This is a genomic window from Candidatus Margulisiibacteriota bacterium (assembly GCA_041658645.1).
Taxonomy (GTDB): Bacteria; Margulisbacteria; WOR-1; order O2-12-FULL-45-9; family XYB2-FULL-48-7; genus JBAZZV01.
Genome location: JBAZZV010000003.1, coordinates 38,422 through 57,414, shown reverse-complemented (window position 1 = coordinate 57,414; position 18,993 = coordinate 38,422). Strand labels below are relative to the sequence as shown.

At 53.4% G+C, this 18,993-nt stretch carries 14 protein-coding genes; 7 read left to right on the top strand and 7 right to left on the bottom strand.

The window, feature by feature from the left end:
* Nucleotides 1-55: 55 nt before the first annotated feature.
* Complete coding sequence (gdhA, locus tag WC903_03100; GenBank protein ID MFA5892934.1) at nucleotides 56-1,390, bottom strand: NADP-specific glutamate dehydrogenase; 1,335 nt, start codon at nucleotides 1,388-1,390, stop codon at nucleotides 56-58.
* Nucleotides 1,391-1,672: 282 nt separating this feature from the next.
* On the opposite strand from gdhA, the gene WC903_03095 reads away from it, so the two are divergent.
* Nucleotides 1,673-2,650 carry an NrpR regulatory domain-containing protein gene (locus WC903_03095; GenBank protein ID MFA5892933.1) on the top strand — a complete coding sequence of 326 codons (978 nt, stop codon included), beginning with the start codon at nucleotides 1,673-1,675 and terminating at the stop codon, nucleotides 2,648-2,650.
* Complete coding sequence (locus WC903_03090) at nucleotides 2,647-5,181, top strand: PEP/pyruvate-binding domain-containing protein (GenBank protein MFA5892932.1); 2,535 nt, start codon at nucleotides 2,647-2,649, stop codon at nucleotides 5,179-5,181. The genes WC903_03095 and WC903_03090 overlap by 4 nt, the downstream gene beginning before the upstream one ends.
* 160 nt (nucleotides 5,182-5,341) lie before the next feature.
* On the opposite strand, the gene WC903_03085 is transcribed toward WC903_03090, so the two are convergent.
* Both WC903_03085 and WC903_03080 read right to left on the bottom strand, forming a co-directional pair.
* The gene (locus WC903_03085; protein ID MFA5892931.1) at nucleotides 5,342-6,625 is read right to left on the bottom strand and encodes a hypothetical protein; all 1,284 of its coding nucleotides are present in this window, start codon (nucleotides 6,623-6,625) and stop codon (nucleotides 5,342-5,344) included.
* Between the two features lie 31 nt (nucleotides 6,626-6,656).
* Nucleotides 6,657-7,619 carry a family 16 glycosylhydrolase gene (locus WC903_03080; GenBank protein MFA5892930.1) on the bottom strand — a complete coding sequence of 321 codons (963 nt, stop codon included), beginning with the start codon at nucleotides 7,617-7,619 and terminating at the stop codon, nucleotides 6,657-6,659.
* A gap of 582 nt (nucleotides 7,620-8,201) precedes the next feature.
* Between WC903_03080 and WC903_03075 the strand changes: the two genes are divergently transcribed.
* A complete protein-coding gene (locus WC903_03075) occupies nucleotides 8,202-9,080 on the top strand; it encodes a radical SAM protein (GenBank protein MFA5892929.1) in 879 nt (292 codons plus the stop codon).
* A 9-nt stretch (nucleotides 9,081-9,089) separates the two neighbouring features.
* On the opposite strand, the gene WC903_03070 is transcribed toward WC903_03075, so the two are convergent.
* Nucleotides 9,090-10,466: an alpha/beta fold hydrolase gene (locus tag WC903_03070; protein MFA5892928.1), complete on the bottom strand. Its 1,377-nt coding sequence runs from the start codon at nucleotides 10,464-10,466 to the stop codon at nucleotides 9,090-9,092.
* A gap of 22 nt (nucleotides 10,467-10,488) precedes the next feature.
* Between WC903_03070 and hisS the strand changes: the two genes are divergently transcribed.
* Together hisS and amrS are read left to right on the top strand one after the other, a co-directional pair.
* The gene (gene hisS / locus WC903_03065) at nucleotides 10,489-11,760 is read left to right on the top strand and encodes a histidine--tRNA ligase (protein MFA5892927.1); all 1,272 of its coding nucleotides are present in this window, start codon (nucleotides 10,489-10,491) and stop codon (nucleotides 11,758-11,760) included.
* Nucleotides 11,726-12,739 carry an AmmeMemoRadiSam system radical SAM enzyme gene (gene amrS, locus WC903_03060; GenBank protein MFA5892926.1) on the top strand — a complete coding sequence of 338 codons (1,014 nt, stop codon included), beginning with the start codon at nucleotides 11,726-11,728 and terminating at the stop codon, nucleotides 12,737-12,739. The genes hisS and amrS overlap by 35 nt, the downstream gene beginning before the upstream one ends.
* On the opposite strand, the gene WC903_03055 is transcribed toward amrS, so the two are convergent.
* The 3 genes from WC903_03055 to WC903_03045 are packed head-to-tail and all read right to left on the bottom strand — an operon-like array spanning nucleotide 12,736 to nucleotide 17,161.
* Entirely contained in the window at nucleotides 12,736-14,130 is a 1,395-nt protein-coding gene (locus tag WC903_03055; GenBank protein MFA5892925.1) for a glycosyltransferase family 39 protein, read from the bottom strand. The genes amrS and WC903_03055 overlap by 4 nt on opposite strands.
* Nucleotides 14,130-15,731 carry a glycosyltransferase family 39 protein gene (locus tag WC903_03050; GenBank protein MFA5892924.1) on the bottom strand — a complete coding sequence of 534 codons (1,602 nt, stop codon included), beginning with the start codon at nucleotides 15,729-15,731 and terminating at the stop codon, nucleotides 14,130-14,132. Before WC903_03050 ends, WC903_03055 begins: the two co-directional genes overlap by 1 nt.
* Before the next feature lie 56 nt (nucleotides 15,732-15,787).
* Entirely contained in the window at nucleotides 15,788-17,161 is a 1,374-nt protein-coding gene (locus WC903_03045; GenBank protein MFA5892923.1) for a glycosyltransferase family 39 protein, read from the bottom strand.
* A 25-nt stretch (nucleotides 17,162-17,186) separates the two neighbouring features.
* On the opposite strand from WC903_03045, the gene WC903_03040 reads away from it, so the two are divergent.
* Entirely contained in the window at nucleotides 17,187-17,996 is an 810-nt protein-coding gene (locus tag WC903_03040) for a glycosyltransferase (GenBank protein MFA5892922.1), read from the top strand.
* Between the two features lies 1 nt (nucleotide 17,997).
* Nucleotides 17,998-18,987 carry a glycosyltransferase family 9 protein gene (locus tag WC903_03035; protein MFA5892921.1) on the top strand — a complete coding sequence of 330 codons (990 nt, stop codon included), beginning with the start codon at nucleotides 17,998-18,000 and terminating at the stop codon, nucleotides 18,985-18,987.
* Nucleotides 18,988-18,993: the final 6 nt, after the last annotated feature.

Sequence of the window (18,993 nt, the reverse complement as noted above, 5' to 3'; positions counted from 1 at the left end):
TCTCCCTTAGGGAGAGGGGTCTAAGCTTAACGCAGCTCGGGTGAGGGGTGTCTACCTACACCAACCCTTGAGCGTACATCGACTTGGCGACCTTGGTGAAACCGGCGATGTTGGCGCCGATGACCAGGTTCCCCGGCTTGCCGTACTCGATCGAAGCCGCTTTAGACTGCTTGTAGATATCCTTCATGATCCGGTTGAGGTACTTGTCGGTCTCCTCAAACGTCCAGGAGAGGCGCTGGCTGTTCTGGGTCATTTCCAACCCAGAGGTGGCTACGCCGCCGGCATTGGCCGCTTTGGCCGGGCCGAAGCCGACTTTAGCTGCCTGGAAGACCTTGATAGCGTCGGGGGTGGAGGGCATGTTGGCCCCTTCCGCGACCGCCCAAACACCGTTCTCCACCAATTTCTCGGCCGACTTCTTGTCGATCTCGTTCTGGGTGGCGTTGGGGAGGGCGAGGTCGCATTTCACTTTCCAGATATTGTCGCAACCTTCCTCGTAAACCGCCTTCGGGTGGAACTTGAGGTAATCCTTGATCCTTTTGCGCTCCACTTCCTTGAGCTGTTTGACGGTCTTGAGGTCGATCCCGTCCTTGTCATAGATATAGCCGTTGGAGTCGGACATAGCGACGACTTTCGCCCCCAGCTCCTGGCACTTCTGCGCGGCGTAGATCGAGACGTTCCCCGAGCCGGAGCTGACGACGGTCGAACCTTTGATCTCCTTACCCATGTCTTTCAGCATTTCGAGCAGGAAGTAGATCAGGCCGTAGCCGGTCGCCTCGGTCCGGACCAGTGAGCCGCCCCATTCGAGACCCTTGCCGGTCAGGACCCCGGTAAACTCGTTGCGGATCCGCTTGTACTGGCCGAACATGTAGCCTATTTCGCGTCCGCCGACGCCGATATCACCGGCCGGCACGTCGGTATCCGGGCCGATATATTTGCAAAGTTCGGTCATAAAGCTCTGGCAGAAGCGCATTACTTCAGTGTCCGATTTACCCTTGGGATCGAAGTCGGAACCCCCTTTGCCGCCGCCCATCGGCAGGGTGGTGAGGGCGTTCTTGAAGATCTGTTCGAAGCCCAAGAATTTAATGATGCCGATGTAGACCGAGGGGTGGAAGCGGAGCCCGCCTTTGTAAGGGCCGATCGCGCTGTTGAATTCGATGCGGAAACCGCGATTGACGTGGACTTCTCCTTTATCGTCCTGCCACGGCACGCGGAAAATGATCTGGCGTTCCGGTTCGACGACCCGTTCGAGGATCCTGGCTTCCTTGAACTCGGGGTGTTTCTCGATGACCGGAGCAACCGACTCTAATACTTCCTGGACCGCCTGGTGGAACTCCGGCTCGTTCGGATTACGCTTGATAACTTCGTCTAAAACTTTCCGTACCATGATAATTGGGCCCTCCTGTTGGTGTTTTGGGACTGGGACAGAGTTAACCGCGGCACCCCCTTATGGCTGGAAATTATTTAAAACAGTGTTAGAATTATACGGCAAGGTATTGCCGTATGTCAAGGATTGTCCGGCCCCTAACCCCGCTAATCCGTTCCGTCAGTCAACGTCTTTACCCCTATCCCCCATCCCCTTCCCCCTTATTAAGGGGGAAGGGGAGAAGAGGGGTTAGGGGTAAAAGCGTCAGGAGGGAGGTGGTAAAAGCGCCAGCCATGATATAATTTAATTATGAAAGAGATCGAGCGCCGGAATAAGATGATCCTCAAGCTGATCGCCGAGGCGAAGACGCCGATTGGCTCGGTCGAGCTGGCGGCCAAGCTGAAAGAGTTTGGCCTGGAAGTGCCGGAGCGGACCGTCCGCTACTATTTAAAGAGCCTGGGGGACCAGGGGTTGGTCAAGATTTTTTGGAAAGAGGGGCGGATGATCACCAGCAAAGGGCGGGAAGAGTTAAGCAACGCCCATGTTTCGGAAAAGATCGGCCTGGTCAGTTCCCGGATCGAATCGCTCGCTTACCAGATGGACTTTGACATCCACACCCGGAAAGGGAGGGTCATTCTCAACGTCTCCCTCTTCAACGCCCGTGAATTCAAGAAAGCGATCGAGCTGATGAAACCGGTCTTTGAGAATAAGTTAAGCATGGGTGAACTTGTTCTGGTCGTGGAAGCGGGGGAAGAGATCGGCGGGATCATCGTCCCGCCCGGCAAGGTTGGCTTTGGAACCCTCTGTACTATCAACCTCAACGGCATCTTGCTGAAGCACGCTATCCCGGTCGTCTCCCGGTTCGGCGGGATGCTCCAGATCGAAGAGGGGCGCCCTCTTCGTTTTACCGACATAATTGACTACTCCGGTTCAACGCTTGACCCGCACGAGATCTTTCTCAAGAGCCAGATGACGAGCGTCAACGAAGCGATCCACGGCGCCGGCAAGGTCCTGGCTGGCTTCCGCGAGATACCGGCCGCCTCGCGCGATGAAGCGGAGGCGACCTTGCGGCGGATCGAAGCGGCCGGTTTGGGGACCGCCCTGGTCCTCGGTAAATCGGGACAGACCGTTCTCGGCATGCCGGTGGCGGTCGAGCGGGTCGGCTTGGTTGTCGCCGGCGGGCTGAACCCGGTGGCAGCGGCGGAAGAGGCGGGACTCGAGACTGAAAGCCGAGCGCTTGTTTCCCTGATCGACCACTCGGCCTTAATTAATTACCGCGACCTATGATCGACCTCGCCAGTACCGGCATTAAAGGGCTTGATAAGATCCTCCAGGGATTAAAGCTGGGGGATAACGTCGTTTGGCAGGTTGATTCGATCGACGATTACCGTCACTTTGTCGCTCCCTACCTGGTGCGGGCTAAGGCTGACGGCAAGAACATCGTCTATATCCGCTTTGCCCAGCATCCTCCTTTGGTCGAGAACGACCCGCAGATCAAGACTTACCAGCTAAGCGCCTTGACCGGCTTTGAGTCTTTCTCCAAACAGGTCCACGACATCATTACGGCCGAAGGGGAAGGTGCTTTTTACCTCTTCGACTGCCTCTCCGACCTGTTATCGGCCTGGGCGACCGATCTGATGATCGGTAACTTTTTCCTGGTCACCTGTCCTTATCTCTTTAAGTTAAGGACGATCGCCTATTTCGCTCTCCTCCGCAATTATCACTCCTTCAAGACGATCGCCCGGATCCGCGAAACGACCCAGCTTCTCCTCGACATCTATGACCTGGACGGGCGCTTCTACGTTCACCCGCTCAAGGTCTGGGACCGCTATTCCCCGACGATGTTCTTGCCCCATCAGGAAGAAGGGGAGAACTATTTCCCGCTGACCAACAGCGTTGACGTAACCAAGCTTTTCACTTACATGTCGGACAAGGGGGCGGAGAGTGCCAACCGGAACCTTGATAACTGGGACCGTCTTTTCCTCCGGGCCGAAGAGATCGCCCGGGAGGGTGAACTGGGGGGAGAACGGGAGGCGATGGCCGACCAACTCTGCCGGATCATGCTCGGCCGGGAGCCGCGGATGATGGCGCTGGTCAAGCGCTACTTTACCCTCGAGGACCTGATCGAGATCAAGTCGAAGATGATCGGGAGCGGTTTTATCGGCGGCAAGGCGCTCGGCATGCTTCTAGCCCGGAAGATCCTCCAGCCGGAGTGGCAGGAGAAACTGGAGCCGCATGATTCTTTCTATATCGGCTCCGACGTCTTCTATACATATATAGTCCAGAACGGCTGGTGGAACCTCTGGCTGGAACAGAAAACTGATGCCGGCTACTTTGCCAAAGCGTCCGACCTCAAGGAGAAGCTTTTGAGCGGTTCCTTTCCCGACGAGATCAAAGAGCAATTTAACGGGATGCTCGAGTATTTCGGCCAATCACCGATCATTGTCCGCTCTTCCTCGCTCCTGGAAGACGGCTTCGGCAACGCTTTTGCCGGGAAATACGAGAGTTTGTTCTGCGTCAACCAGGGAACGCCCGAGGTCCGCTACACCAATTACGAAAATACGGTCAAGCGGGTCTTTGCCAGCACAATGAACGAAGACGCGCTGACCTACCGGCGCCAGCGCGGGCTTGGCCAGCAGGACGAACAGATGGCCTTGCTGGTGATGCGGGTCTCCGGCAACCAGTACCGGCAAAGTTTCCTTCCCTACCTGGCCGGGGTCGGTGTTTCTTATAACACCTTTGTCTGGCACGAGAATATGGACGCCAAAGCGGGGATGCTCCGCCTGGTCTTTGGCCTCGGGACGCGGGCCGTCAACCGGGTGGAGGGTGACTATCCGCGGATCGTCGCTCTGGACGCCCCATTGCTTAAACCGTATGGGATGGAAGATAACAAAAAGTTCTCCCAGCACGATGTCGACCTCTTAAATATTGTCACCAATGAGCTCGAAAGTGCCGAGTTGAACCAGCTTTTACGGGATGAGCCGGGGTTGAAGGTGGAGCGGGTTGGGAAAAGGGGACTAGGGACCGGGGGGGAGGGTTGGGTCTTGACCTTTGATGAGTTCCTGGCAAAAACCGGTTTTACTAAAGACATGAGCGGGATCCTGAAACTTTTGGAAACGACCTACCAGTATCCGGTCGATGTTGAGTTCACCGTCAACTTTACGGCCGAAGGGGAAGCGAAGATCAATCTTCTCCAATGCCGCCCGCTCCAGGCGAAGGGTGAGACCGGCCAGGTCAAGCTCCCGGACAAGCTCGATCCGAAAAAGACCTTTTTCTCGGCCCACGGCAGTTTCATGGGTGGGAGCGTTAACCAGCCGATCACCCGCTTGATTTACGTCGACCCGGCCGCTTACCGCGAGCTCCTCTTCCAGAAAAAGTTCTCCGTGGCCCGCCTGATCGGCCGGCTGAACCGGCTCGGCGGGGGACGGGAGAAACAACCGACTATGCTGATCGGCCCGGGACGCTGGGGGACGCGTGACGCGACGCTCGGTGTTCCGGTCAGCTTTGCCGAGATCAATAACTTTGCCGCCCTGGTCGAGACGGCGGACAAAGTAAGCGGCTTTATGCCGGAACTCTCTTTCGGTTCCCACTTTTTCCTCGACCTGGTCGAAGGGAATATCTTCTATGTCGCCCTTTTTCCGGAGAATGAAGGGGTTCTTTTCAACCGCGGCTGGTTGGCCAAAGAGAAGAATATCCTAGCGGAACTTTTGCCGGACGCGGCCGAACTGGCCAAGGTGGTCAAAGTCTTCGACTTGAGCAAAAAACCGCTCCGCCTCCTTTCCGATGTCGCCAGCCAAAAAGTCATCTGTGAATTATAAACTACTGGAGAAGTGCGTTCTTTGCGGTCATCGCTGCGGCGTCAACGAATTCCTCATGGGTGCCTCTAATCTGCCGACGATGGATGTAGGAGGGCTTTCGCTCATTCTTAGTCTTGGCCTAATTTAGGGTCACTTTAATCAATCAAGAAACATATGAACCCTAGGGGGTTATGGGCATAAATCCTGCAAAATCAACTTTTGCCCCTGTTGAAGCATTAACCGCTGTTACGTTACAGGGCGGGGTGGTTGGAGTGGAACAAGCCTTCATTTCGTCGTAAGTGCTAAATTCAGTTGCTCCAACTTCGGGACCAGATTTTTTCTCAAAATAATTACCCTGGGCCTCTATAGCTTCCGAGGATTCACTGGAGATTGAATAACATAAGTTTACCTGAGATAAATTGCATTGATTATCGAATTTATTTCCTCCCGGGATAGCCTTTGTGCCTAAATCTGGATAGGCATGATGAAACACATAGACGCCGCTGCTGTTAAAAATATTATTTCTGAGCGTTGGGTGAGAACCATCTCTAGAAATGGCAAATCCAACAAAGGCCGGGAAAACGCTCCCTGTTAACAGGCCGCCGGAATCATCCATATAAAAAATCTTTTTTATTTCATTTTTTCCAAAGGTCGGCGCGGCATTATCAATAACCCAGGTATAAGACAATTCGCTTGAAGATATTATTGGCTGGGAGCTCTTGGTAACAAGCAGGGAATTGATTCTGCTGTTTTCTACAAAAGCCTGGCCCGCCTCTAATTGCAAAGCGGCAAAAGAAGGATCGCCCGTAGAAAGCTCATCTGCGATTGTAACATCAGAGATATGGCTCTGATCCGATGCTTTTAAAATGTAGTCACCCATCACAAAAGACCCGATGGGAGGAAGTGGGTTTGTTTTGTTGTTAATAATTGTTTGACCTTTTCCTGATCCAATAAGCTTGACGCAGTATTTTAATGTCTGCTGATAAGTTGGATATGTTCCTTCTGCAACATTAATTATATCTCCGGGCTCTGAAGCGATTATTGCTTCTGGTAGTGTTGGATGGTCGGTGCTTGGAACATTAATATATTTTCCGACAGGACAGTTTGATTGCACGTCTGAAGGGGCGTCTATTGGGGCATCTGATTTATTGTCTCCGATAACGTCGGGTATGTCGGCATCTAAGGCCGTATCCTTCCCGGTATCTAATATGGCAATATCAGGCGCGACATCATGTTCCGCCTTCCCGGCGTCTTGTGCAGGGATTCCAGCGTCAAGGTTTGGGTTTTGATAAACAGTTTCATATTCGACTTTCCCCCCGCAGGCGCTGGCCGCGAAGGTTAGCGCTGCTATTCCCATCCATCGGCCTAATCTGTTAATCTTGCGCGGCGACGTTCGATCCGCCAAGCGCGTCATTTGCCTGCCTGCCGAAACAATTGGTTTGGAAACATTCTTAAAATTAATCATTTATTTTCCCCTCGAGATTAGTTTTTTGTTATTAGGGACAATTCTTTTGATATTTTATCCAATCGATGATAACTGATACCGGTTGTTGGTAAACGAACGTTCCCCCCGGCCAGCCGGGGTAACTACTTGCCCAGAAATTAGTCATTATTTTGGCTGGAGGCAGTGGCGCGCCAGAGAGGTCCGCCGAATAAGAAGCTTCTCCATTGATATACCAGGTTATCATTGGCTGTGTCAACTTGAATCCGTAATTGTTAAAACTGGTTGACGGGTCAAAGTTGAGGGTTATCTTCTTTTGATTTCCGTAGTCGTTTCCGGCAGCGTAAAAATTGAATTGAATGTCGTTGGTATCAGCAATGAATTCAATGTCGTGCTCATAATGAGTAGCTGTGCCTGCTTGGCCGGCATAAGTAAAAAGCGTTCCGCCAACTAATCCCGGCCCTTTAACCGTTTGCAGGCTGAACTCAAAACAACCGTAAGTGAAAATTTCATTAATGGTCCGGTATTCGGCGGATGCGAGGGGAAAACCATCGCATCCGGCGGGACAGCCGACGTCATCCAGGGTAAGCCATAAATAGCCGTTGGAAAAAGTTCCGTTATCGGGTTGCCAGGTATTATTAAAGATTCCATAGTTAGACCAGTTGGAAAATTCCCAGTCGTTGCTTGGCCCATCCATCTCGGCGTCAAGGTCTGGTATTCCTTTGATAAGCACTCCATTTCCTCCGGTTCCTGCCGTCCCAGCCATGCCGCTTACCCCTCCGGTTCCAGCCGCTCCAGCCATGCCGCTTACTCCTCCGGTTCCAGCCACTCCGCCCGTGCCGCTTACCCCTGCGGTTCCAGCCACTCCGCCCGTGCCGCTTACCCCTGCGGTTCCAGCCACTCCGCCCGTGCCGCTTACTCCTGCGGTTCCAGCCACTCCGCCCGTGCCGCTTACTCCTGCGGTTCCAGCCACTCCGGCCGTGCCGCTTACCCCTCCGGTTCCAGCCGCACCGCCCATGCCGCTTACTCCTCCGGTTCCTGCAATCCCTCCGACTCCATTTATTTCCGGTCCTTCTGACTCAGATGAACAACCTAAAGATAGTAAAGCGCTAGAAATAGTTATAATTCCTCCTAATCTTTTCATGAACTGACCAACATGCGCGAAATTGTGCGATGCAGCTCTATTTCTATCAACTACCAATCGTGTCGTTTGCCTGCCTGCCGAAACCATTGGGCTGGGAACACTTCTGGAAATATTTTTAAAAGTAATCATTATATTCCTCTATTATTTATTTCTCCTGACAAGTTATTATCACCCGCTTTTCAGAGGGATTTCAGGGTATTAGTATGTTGGTTTTAGGAAGGCCGCCAGACAGCCTACAGTGTGGATAAATTTCTGATGGGGAGCTCAAATCTGCCGGTCATCGGGAAGTTTGTGGGTAAAGCAGCCAAGATATGTGTTATGAGGGTGCGTTGTGAGTTCCAAATGAACTGAATACTTGCCCTCTCTCTTCTTACCAGCGACAGTTAATTCTACTATAATATTGATATGAATTTAATTTCTTTGGCCAATTGTCTGCTTTGCGGGCATCGGTGTGGCGTGAATAGGTACCAGGGACCAGGTACCAGGTGCCAGGCGGGGATTAAGCCGATAGTTTCCTCTTATTGTCTCCATCATGGCGAGGAACCGATGATCTCCGGGACGCGTGGTTCCGGGACGATCTTTTTCGCCAACTGTTGTCTTAAGTGTGTCTATTGCCAGAATTATGAAATCAGCCAACAAGGGACAAGGGACCAGGGGCCAGGTACCAGGGGGGAAGAAGTTGAGGCGGAGAGGTTAGCGGAGATCATGCTCGAGCTCCAGGCCAAAGGGGCCCACAACATCAACCTCGTTTCGCCGACCCATTATGCGTTGCAAATAGCCGATGCCTTGAAGTTAGCCAGGGAGCAAGGTTTAAAACTGCCGGTCGTTTATAATACCGGAGGATACGATAGCCTTGAATTGCTGAGCGAGCTGGAGGGGTTGATCGATGTCTATCTCCCCGACTTCAAGTATTTTAGTGAAGGCTCGGCCCAAAAATATTCTGGGGCGGGTAATTACCCCAAAATAGCCAGGGCAGGGATCGCCGAAATGTTCCGCCAGGTCGGCAATATTAAGTTGAATGATGAAGGGGTGGCGCGCTCCGGTCTGCTGGTTAGACATCTTGTCCTGCCGGACAACTTGGCCGGGACAGATGCGGTCCTCAAATGGCTGGCGGCGCTCTCCCCGGAGATCCGGATCAGCTTAATGGCCCAATATAGCCCACAACATCGGGCGGCGGAATTCCCGGAGTTGGCCAGGCGTTTGCGGCCGGAAGAATACCGGCAGGCCGTGGCGGAGGCGGAAAAACTGGGGTTGCGGAATGTTTATGTCCAGGAACTGGCGAGCAGTGAAACTTTTCTCCCCGATTTTAACCAGGCCGACCCTTTCGCCGGATAATTACTGGGTTTACTGCGGCTGGAGAACTAAATAAGCCTGGTCCTGTTTGGAATGGAGAAAGTAGGCGCGGTCGGAGTCAAAGCCGTTGAGGACCCGGATCGGCTTTTCGTGGCGGTAGATCTTCTTGATGGCGGCGGAATTGGCGAACGATCGTGTCCCATCCCTGAACTGGACGGCAAAAAGGGAGGAGACCAGCGATGAGGTAACGCCGCCGCGGCTATCCTTGGCGCTGACAAAGTACATCACTTCCGGTCGGAGCAACTTTTCCGGTATGGAAAAATAACTGATGTTCTTTTCCTGGTGAGGACGTATTTCCAACCACTTTTTAGTTGTCCATTGCTGGGGCCCGCCCAGGGTGTAGTAGAGCCGGACGCTGGTGACCGGGCTGGCGGCCGAAACTTTGACCGGGACGACTATCCGGTTGTTCCCTTTCTGGAAGGGGGTCAAGACCTCGATCGTCGGGAAAGAGCCCCCGCGCTTGAGCCGCTGGTCGAGCCAGGCAAAGGCGGGGTCCTGGGCGGAGGCGAGGAAGCGGTGGCGGAGGTTCGGGATCAGATAATAATTTTTCTTGGCCGTGACCTCCTCGTAGCTTTTCTGGAAAGTGGGCAGGTAATAACAGTGGTCGTTGGTCCCGGTGATAAAGAGGATCGGGGCGTGCTGGGTTGCCAGGAAGTTCTTCGGGTCGAGATAGGCCATCCAGATCTCCTTGTCGAGCGCCGGCATGGCGTTGAACCAATCTTCCCAGGTGCACCCTTCGGGGATATAGCCGGCGCCAAAAACGTTGACCGCCGCCCGCAAGCGGCTATCCTGGCCGTTGGTCAGCAGAGTTAGTACCCCGCCCCAGGAAAGACCGACCATCCCGATCCGCTGCGGATTGACTTCCTGGCGCTGGGTAAGGAAAGTTATCCCGTTGCGCGCGGCCGCGACTGCGTAGACCAAGTAGTTATGGGAAGGGTCGGGTTGGGTCCGAAGAAGATTGGCGACGATCATGTCCGGCCCGGTCGAGCGGGAACCGGGGCGGTTCTCACCTTTGCCCGGCAGGTCGATCGAGAGGACGGCGTAACCGTGCCGCGCCCAGCTGATCGAGCGGGGGAGCGAGGCGGTCCCGCCGCCGCCGTGGCTCAAGAGGATCGCCGGTAATTTCCCCCGGTGATATTTGGGATAAGCGAAATAACCGAAAATACGGGTCGGCTGGCGGAGATATGGGCGGCTGTAGTAGTAGACTTCTTCGACCTTGATGTTGCCGCGGAGATAGCTCTTGTTTATCTCGTAGCGGACCTCGCCGGTCGGGACGTCCCAGAGCTGTTGCTGCTCTTCGGAGCTGAAGGCGCATGCCGTGGCAGCGAGGAGCGCTAAGAGGATAGCCGGTATAATTACTTTTCGCATGTGCGTGCTATAATTATAGCATATGAAATATTCCGCGCCGCGCGGCACCAAGGATATCCTCCCCGAACAGGCCGCCAGCTGGCAATTTATCGAGTCGGTCTGCCGGGAAACCTTTGCTTTGTACGATTATCAGGAGATCCGCACCCCCATTTTTGAGTCGACCGAGCTTTTCGCCCGCTCGATCGGCGCCACGACCGATATCGTCAGCAAAGAGATGTACACTTTCAGCGATCGCAAGGGCCGGAGCTTAACTTTGCGGCCGGAAGCGACCGCCGCGGTCGTCCGGGCCGGCCTGGAAAACAACTTGATCAACCAGGATAACCTCCTCAAGCTTTATTATCTCGGCCCGATGTTCCGTTATGAACGTCCCCAGGCGGGCCGCCAGCGGCAATTCCACCAGGCGGGGGTAGAGGTCTTTGGCTCGGCCGACCCGGCGCTTGACGCCGAAGTCATTCAGCTGGCCGTTAAGCTTTTTGCCCGGCTCGGTCTGCCCGGACTTGAGGTCGATATCAATTCGGTCGGCTGTGATAAATGCCAGCCGGCTTTCCGCGACGCTATCCGCGACTATTTTCAGAAACACGTCCAGGATATGTGCGCGGATTGCCAGGAGAGATTGGCGACTAACCCGCTCCGGATACTCGATTGCAAGGGAGCGCACTGCCAGAAATACATTGAGAAAGCGCCGGCGGCCATTGACCACCTCGATGCTGACTGTAAAACCCACTTTGAGCAGGTCGTCGGTTGGTTAGATCGTTTGGGCGTTAAATATAAAATAAATAACCGCTTGGTCCGCGGCTTGGATTATTACACCCGGACCGCCTTTGAGATCATTTCCAAACAGTTGGGGGCGCAAAACGCCGTCTGCGGCGGCGGCCGTTACGATAAACTGGTCGAAGAATTAGGCGGTAAGGCCACTCCGGCGATCGGGTTTGCGCTCGGAATGGAAAGGGTGGTGGAAATACTTAAATCCAAAATCCTAAATCCTAAATCTGAACAAGGAATTCATTTATTTATTGCTACGCTGGGAGACGAAGCGAAGCAGTTGGGCGTCAAGCTGGCGGCTGAAGCGAGAGAGAAGGGGATCAGCGCCGACACGGATTATCTTGGCAAGTCATTGAAAGCCCAGATGAAGACGGCCGACCGGCTCCGCGCGCGATTTGTTTTCATCATTGGCGAGAATGAGATCGAAAAACGGGCCGCTCTCCTCAAAGATATGGCAACGGCCGAGCAGACCGAGATCAAATTCGAGGAGCTTTTGGGTGAAAGCAGCCCTCTTTTATCACCCCGAAACTGACGGGCGGGTCCGCTGCGAGCTCTGCCCTCACACTTGCCTGATCGCTGACGGGCGGCGCGGGATCTGCGGGGTGCGCGAGAACCGGCAGGGTACCCTCTACAGTTTAGTTTACGGCAAAGTTGTCGCCTCGCACGTTGACCCGATCGAGAAAAAACCGCTCTTCCATTTCCTCCCCGGTTCCTACACTTATTCCCTGGCCACGGTCGGCTGTAACTTTAAATGCCCTTTCTGCCAGAACTACCAGATCTCCCAGGTGGATAAAGAACTGCCGACGATCTACGGGAACGACATGACCCCGGGGGAGATCGTCGCGGCCGCCCTGGAGCGCGAATGCCGGAGCATCTCCTACACTTATACCGAGCCGACCGTCTATTTTGAGTTTGCCTACGATTGCGCCAAGTTGGCGAGCGAGCGGGGGTTGAAGAATATCTTTGTGACCAACGGCTACACCAGCCTGGCGGCGCTGGAGGAGATCAAGCCGTATCTCGACGCGGCTAATGTCGACCTCAAGTCGTTCCGGGAGAATTTCTACCACAAGTATTGCGGGGCGAAACTGTCGGCCGTCCTGGCCAGCTTAAAATATTATAAACAGAATGGGGTCTGGCTGGAGGTGACGACCCTCCTCATCCCGGGCTTGAACGATTCGCGGGAAGAACTGGCCGAGATCGCCAATTTTATCAAAGGCGATCTGGGGGCGGAGACCCCCTGGCATGTTTCCGCTTTTTCCCCTACATATAAGATGCTCGACCGGCCGGCGACTCCGCCGGAGACTTTGACCCTGGCCAGGGAGATCGGGCAGAAGGCCGGGTTGAAATATGTTTATTCTGGGAATATTCCGATCAAGGGGGCGGAGAACACTTATTGCCCCAAATGCGGCGCCACGGTCATCCAGCGGGCCGGCTTTCAGGTGTTGAAGAACGAACTGAAGGGGATGGGGTGCGGGGGGTGTGGCGAAGGGATTAGCGGTGTCTGGAGTTAAGGATGAAAACCGTCCAGCTTATAACCTTCCAGCTTGAACATTTTGTAGTTGTTCGTTATGTAATCTTCGACTAGATACATCTTCAGATCAGATAGTTCACTTGTTTTCGTAAAATGTTTGTTGGCCTGCTCCCGGAAAACTTCATTGTCCGGTCCGTAATAGAGGACCGTTTCACCCTTCTTAAGCTCGGGAATACCCCAGATCTCATATTGTTTCTCTCCCCACGGATGCCCGGTCATCAAAAAACCGGTCGCCAGATAGGTCGGCCGTTTTGTATGGAATTCCAGGAGTGAAGCGGAGACATTTGTTTTGGCAAAAAGCTTGTATTCTGCCGGAACATTCTTGGTCAGTGAATAATTCTTGGCGTAATCTTCCTGGTGGAGAAGAATGGCCGGAGAGACAAAGAATAAGATGAGCAAGATAAGCGAAGTGAACAGGGCGATCCAGGTCAGGAACTTCTTTAAAGATTTCCCGTTCACCAGCAGATAATTTACAGTTAGCGGGAGGGCGGCCAGGTAGCCGACCGACGGCCAATGCGCCCAGATCTTAACTTTCAGGGAGAGGAGGAGGAACAAGCAAAGGACCGGAAAGGAGAGAGCGACCAACAGCTTGGTTGTTTTGTCTCCGTGGCTACTCTGTCGGAAAACAGGGATAAGCGTGAAGATGAGGAACGGGGTGAAATGGACGAGCTGGTCGGCGATAAAGGCGAGCGTGTTGGCTCCCCAGGGGTCGCCGGAAACCTTGCTCCCGTGAAAAGCAAAAGAGACCCAAGCGTGCTGACTGTTCCAGAAGAGGACCGGGGCGAAAAAGAGGAGCGAAATAGCCAGGGCGAGATAAGGCTCTTTCCTTTTTAACCAGAAACGCCCTTCCGGCGCGATCCAAGCATAGAAAAGCAAACAAGGCCAAAAGAGGAACATGGTATATTTGCTGAGATAACCTAAACCGAGAACAACTGCTAGGAAATACCAGTAGTACGCTTTTCCCTCTTTGACGATCTTGAGCGTTAGCCAGAGGGACGTCATCCAGAACAGCGCCAGGGGGAGCTCGACGAACTGCGTCAGCCAGACGACGACGAAGTGGGGGAGGACCTGAAAGAGGAGCGCTGACCAGAAGGCGACTTTCTCATTATAAACTTCTTTAGCCACAAGATAGATAAGCCCGGTGACCAGGGTGGTGATCAACACTGCCCCGAGACGGACCAGGGCGAGGTTTTCTTGCCCCAGAGTGAAAAGATAGTTAATGTAAGCGACCATGGGGGGGTGGTCGACGAAAGAGAGGCTCAAGTGTTTTGACCAGAGCCAGTAATAAGCCTCGTCCGCAGTCAAGGGGAAGAGGATTGCCAGCAAAAAGCGGGCGATAAAAGAGATTATTAGTAATATGTATATGTTCATTACGGTTTTCGGATAGCTTCGGTTAAGGCCAATGTTGAGTAATTGTCTCTAGCCAAAACGACATAGCTGGTTAATTTTAGCTTATTTAAGCTTTCGGTGTCACTAAGCAGGATCGCCTGGCTGTTTACAATGTTTTTTTGCAGCTTATCCCCATCCCAAAAATATTTATCCGCCGGGCCGGCCATGAAGTCGACATAGAAAAGATCGGGGCTGAAGAAGAGTTTCCGGTCAGGCGGGCGGTAGATAAAGAACTTATTCCCCTCGGCGCGGTAGCGGGTGATCGTCTTTGGCCAGTTAAGGTCAGGATTGAAGGCGCGGACGAGGGTTTGGCTGTTCCAGAATAGAACGCTGTAACCGAGCGCGGCCAGGGCGAAGGTGGCGAGCAATTTCCGGCCGTCCGGCCGCCAGAGGAAAAGCTGCAGCGCGGCTAAAGAAGCGACCAGTATCCCGAGCGGGACAAGCGCCGCGCTCAAGTCAAACCCGTCGGCATTTTGCGGCTTGAGGAGGAAGACGACCAGGGTCGCGCTGAAAAGGAATAGGAAAAAGGCGTTCCAGAGGCGAGGAGCAAGGAAACCGCGGCGTTGCTTGAGTAATGAGGCCAGTCTAATCCCGGCCAGGATCGCCAGCGGCGGAACGAAGACGGTAAAGGTTCGCAGGTCGCTCTGGCGGTAGAAGAAGAGGAGAAAGAGAAAGTTGGACCAGAACCAGAGGGAGCAGAAGCTGGAGAGGGAGAGCGTCCGCACCTTTACCCCTAACCCCTCTCTCCCCTTCCCCCTTAATAAGGGGGAAGGGGATGGGGGATAGGGGTTAACAACCTTCACTGACGACAGCCAGAGCGCCGACCAGGGGAAGAGGATCAAGAGGAGAAAGCCGATTATCGAGTAATAGCAGCCGAAGCCGAGGTAGCTGGTGTTGTATTTGCTCTGGATGGTGATCGATCTTAGATAAGGTAGCCATTGCTCGCCGAGCGGGATGGCTTGTAGAGCGAGGACGCCGGCCACAATGAGCAAAAGAAACGAAACGAGTAATGCGTAATGCGTAATGCGTACTTTGAACAGCTTTTCTCTCGCTGGGGGACTAAAAATCAGCAAAAATAATATGGTCAGGGCCGGTAGGATCAGAGCAAAGCCGCTCTTGATCAGAAAACCGGCGGCGAGGGAAAGGGTAAAAGGGATGAGATATGAGGTGTTGTTCCGTTTTAAGAAAGCATAGAGCGAGAGGTGGGCCGTCAGGACAAAGAGCGGAAGAAGAATATCCAGTTTTGGCGCGCGTGAATAGACGACCAGGCCGAGGCTGGTGGCGGTGATGAGGGTGGAATAGAAAGCGACCTTTTTTGCTGCCAAGCGACTTAAGGTGAGATAGAGGATCAGCAGGAGCAGGGTGAAGTAGAGGACATTCGGGATGTGGACGGTCAATTCAGAAACGCCGAGGAGCTTCATCGGCCAGGCGAGGAGCCAGATCCCGAGCGGCGGCTTGTCGAGAAAAGAGGTGCTATCGCCAGGCGAAACGAATTGGGCCAGCCATTGATTATGGATAACGGCGTTCTTGGCGGCCAGGGCGTAGAGAGAAGCATCGTCATTCTGGAGCGGGTTGCGCGGCAAGGTCAGGAAACTGACCAGGATAAAGGTGATGAGGAGCCACCAGAGTGCTTTGTTGGTCAGGGTAATTTACCTCCGAGGTAGCCGGTGCAAATAAAGATCGTTGTCTTGTTCGGCAGGTCGGCATCTTTGTTGAAGAGGCGCTTGTGCGGTTCGATTGAGACAGCGCGAAAGAGCGGCCGCAGTTTCTCGTGAAGGGTCGTTTCGTTCAGGGCGAAATAGATTATATTGTCCCCGCGCCGGATATTGGGCGCTCCCCAGAGGTCGACCTGCCGCAAGCGGCCCGGGGCCATATAGGTTTTGGTTCGGCCGTGGAAAGAGACCAGGCCGATCATCCCCAGGTCGTTAGCCAGATAAAAAGTACGGCCGCTTTTCGGCGCCACCTCTTTAAGATATTGCGGCAATTGCCGGTTGATCGTCTGTTCTTTCCCTTTTAATTCAGCCGGGAGGGGATAATAGAAAAGATAATAAGCGAAAGCGGCGGAGTTAACGGCCAGGGCGAAGAGGAGGGTCGTCACGATCACCCATCTTTTGGCGCGCGGCAGGTCGAGGATGGCCGGTAAGTAAGTGGTCGCGGTCCAGTGCCCGCCGATGTTCATGATCGGACTGATCAGGAGAAAAGGGGTCAGGACGACCCCGGCGAAGAGTTTGAACATTTGCGGTGCCTTTTTGTTAAAGACGAGATAAAGGGTCAGGAGAAAGAGCGGCGGGGTGTAGAGGAGGGGTTGCAGGCCGAAAAAGTTCAGTAAGTTGTCGCCGACCCGGGGCCCGGCCCCCATCTTCCCGCCCCAGTAGAAGAGGGGGGTGAAACCGAGCCGGAGATTCCAGATCAGGACAGGGGAAAAGATCAGCGCGGCCAGCGCGACCGCCAGGTAAGGCTCTTTTTTAGTGAACCAATAACGTTCTTTTTTATTTAGCGCGAGATAGGCGACCGTCGCCAGGAAAAAGAGGGCCATGACGTAATCGCTCAACAGTCCCAGGCCGGCTGCTATCCCAAGCGGATACCAAAGGAGGGCGTTCCGGCGTTTAAGTAGTTTGACCAGTAAATAGAAACTAACTGACCAGAAGAGGAAGAGGAGCATCTGCGGGACAAGGAACATCCCGCCGCCGAAAAAGGTCGGGACCAGGTTAAAGATGATCGCCGCCAGTTCGCCGGCCTGTTTATTGTAAAGCTCCCGCCCGGTCAGGTAGATGATCAGCGAAACCAGCAGGACGAGGCCGATCGCCGTCAGCCGGACGGCCAGTTCACTTGGCCCAAAAAGGGAGGTTAAGATGAAGTTGACGTAGGCGATCATCGGGGGATGGTCGACGTAACTCAAGTCGAGATGCTGTCCCCAGAGCCAGTAATAGGCTTCGTCGCCGATCAACGGGAAATGCGGAGCGACCAGGAGCTTGAAGGCGTTAATGGCGACCAGGAAGATGGCGAAATACATGGTAAAATTATAACATATGGCCAGCGTGCAGAATATCGGGCTAATGGTTACCCGTGACGAAGATGACGTCATCGAAGAGGTCATGAATGTTAATAAGAAGTATTTTGACAAGATATTGGTTCTTGATGGCTCAAGTGATCGGACCGAAGAGATTATCAGGAGCTACGATTGCGTCAAGTATTTCCTAAAAGACAGAGATATTATCGACAAACTCCCCAACCGTAAGTTCCGCGATTATGCCAGGCAATATATCCTCGAAAAAGCCCAAGCCATGTATCCAATTGAAGGCTGGTTCACTATATTACACGGAGATGAAATATGGCACGATGACCCAAACTGGGTGGCGCAGGAGGCAGAAAAGGCGCGCGCCGAAAGAGTCAATTGGTATGGCATGAATTTCTTTCTGCATACTTCGGACAAAGGCAAAGATCTACATTCGATTAAATCGATTCAGGAAAGAATCCTTTGGTATTGCCCAGGCTTTTTGGAGCTCAGATCGTTTAGGAATAAAATAGGCACTCGTTATAACCGGGAGAAACAATTTAATAATATTGTGCCAGAAGGGATCGGCTGGCAAATTTACAAGCATTTTCCGGTTTATAAGCACTATTCTTTTCGCTCTGTTGAGCAAATATTGAAGCGAAAAAAAGTCCAATTCGAGAATGATTATACGACATATCAAAGGATTAGTTCCGCTGATGATTGTTTCATTGATATTTTGCCCGGTTATAAGGTTGCCAGAAAATATGACGGTTCTTTCCACGAGTTTGAGATCAAGGAGCAGGGGACGCTGTTCAGTCGCTGGTTGAGGGGTCGCAAATACATAACTTGGTAATATGAAAATACTGATAGTTAAACTTGGGGCGATCGGGGATGTTTTGCGGACGACCTCGCTTTTGCCGGGGCTGCAAGCGAAATACGCTCCGGTCGAGATCGACTGGCTGACCTCGCGCTCGGGCCAGGAGATCTTGCTCCATAACCGGGCTATTCGTAAAGTATTTACCTGGGAAGAGAAAGAGCCGCTGGGGAGCTACAACCTGGTCATCGGCCTGGAAGACGATATCGAGGCATGCCGGCTGGTCAGTGATCTAAGGTCGAGCCAAAAAGTCGGGGCTTACTACGAGGGGGGACAGATCACCTATACCCCGTCAACCTGGTTTGACATGTCGATCATATCTCGCTTTGGTCTGGACCAGGCTAATAAAATAAAAAAGCAGAACACGAAGACCTACCAGCAGCATATGGCGGAACTGCTGGGGATCAAGGTCTCCCCCTATCTTTTCCAATTGACGCCGGAGGAGATCGAATATGGGCGGGACGTGGTACGGGGGATGGGGTACGGGGCAAAAGAAAAGATCGTTGGGATAAATACCGGGGCCGGCAAGCGCTGGCAGCAGAAGAGCTGGGGGGTTGAACAGACGATAGAATTGGTCAAGCGGGTGAAGAATGAATTAGGCTTTGCTTCCTTGATCCTTGGCGGGAAAGATGAGCGGGAGAGAAATAAGACCATCTCCCGGGAGACCGGGATGCCGGAAGCGGGGGCCCATTCCCTCCGCCAGTTTGCTTCGATCATCAACCGGTGCCGGGTGGTCGTCTCCAGCGACAGTTTGGCGATGCATTTCGCCCTGGCCTTGAAAAAAAGGGTCGTCGTCTTCTTTGGCCCGACCTCGGCGGCAGAAATTGAACTATACGGCCTGGGCTCAAAGGTTGTTCCTGACCTGGATTGTTTGGTTTGCTACAAGAAGAGCTGCGATCTCCACCATAACTGCATGAATAGCCTCTCGGCCGAGAAGATGTTCGCGGCGCTGAAAAAAGAGCTGGCTTAGAGCGTC

What these genes read in the sequence shown, in the direction of transcription:
- WC903_03085 (MFA5892931.1), bottom strand. Translation starts at nt 6,625, where the DNA reads ATGATTAATTTTAAGAATGTTTCCAAACCAATTGTTTCGGCAGGCAGG.
- WC903_03080 (MFA5892930.1), bottom strand. Translation starts at nt 7,619, where the DNA reads ATGGGCGGTGCGGCTGGAACCGGAGGGGTAAGCGGCACGGCCGGAGTG.
- WC903_03035 (MFA5892921.1), top strand. Translation starts at nt 17,998, where the DNA reads ATGAAAATACTGATAGTTAAACTTGGGGCGATCGGGGATGTTTTGCGG.
- WC903_03045 (MFA5892923.1), bottom strand. Translation starts at nt 17,161, where the DNA reads ATGTATTTCGCCATCTTCCTGGTCGCCATTAACGCCTTCAAGCTCCTG.
- hisS (MFA5892927.1), top strand. Translation starts at nt 10,489, where the DNA reads ATGAAATATTCCGCGCCGCGCGGCACCAAGGATATCCTCCCCGAACAG.
- WC903_03070 (MFA5892928.1), bottom strand. Translation starts at nt 10,466, where the DNA reads ATGCGAAAAGTAATTATACCGGCTATCCTCTTAGCGCTCCTCGCTGCC.
- WC903_03090 (MFA5892932.1), top strand. Translation starts at nt 2,647, where the DNA reads ATGATCGACCTCGCCAGTACCGGCATTAAAGGGCTTGATAAGATCCTC.
- WC903_03055 (MFA5892925.1), bottom strand. Translation starts at nt 14,130, where the DNA reads ATGAACATATACATATTACTAATAATCTCTTTTATCGCCCGCTTTTTG.
- WC903_03095 (MFA5892933.1), top strand. Translation starts at nt 1,673, where the DNA reads ATGAAAGAGATCGAGCGCCGGAATAAGATGATCCTCAAGCTGATCGCC.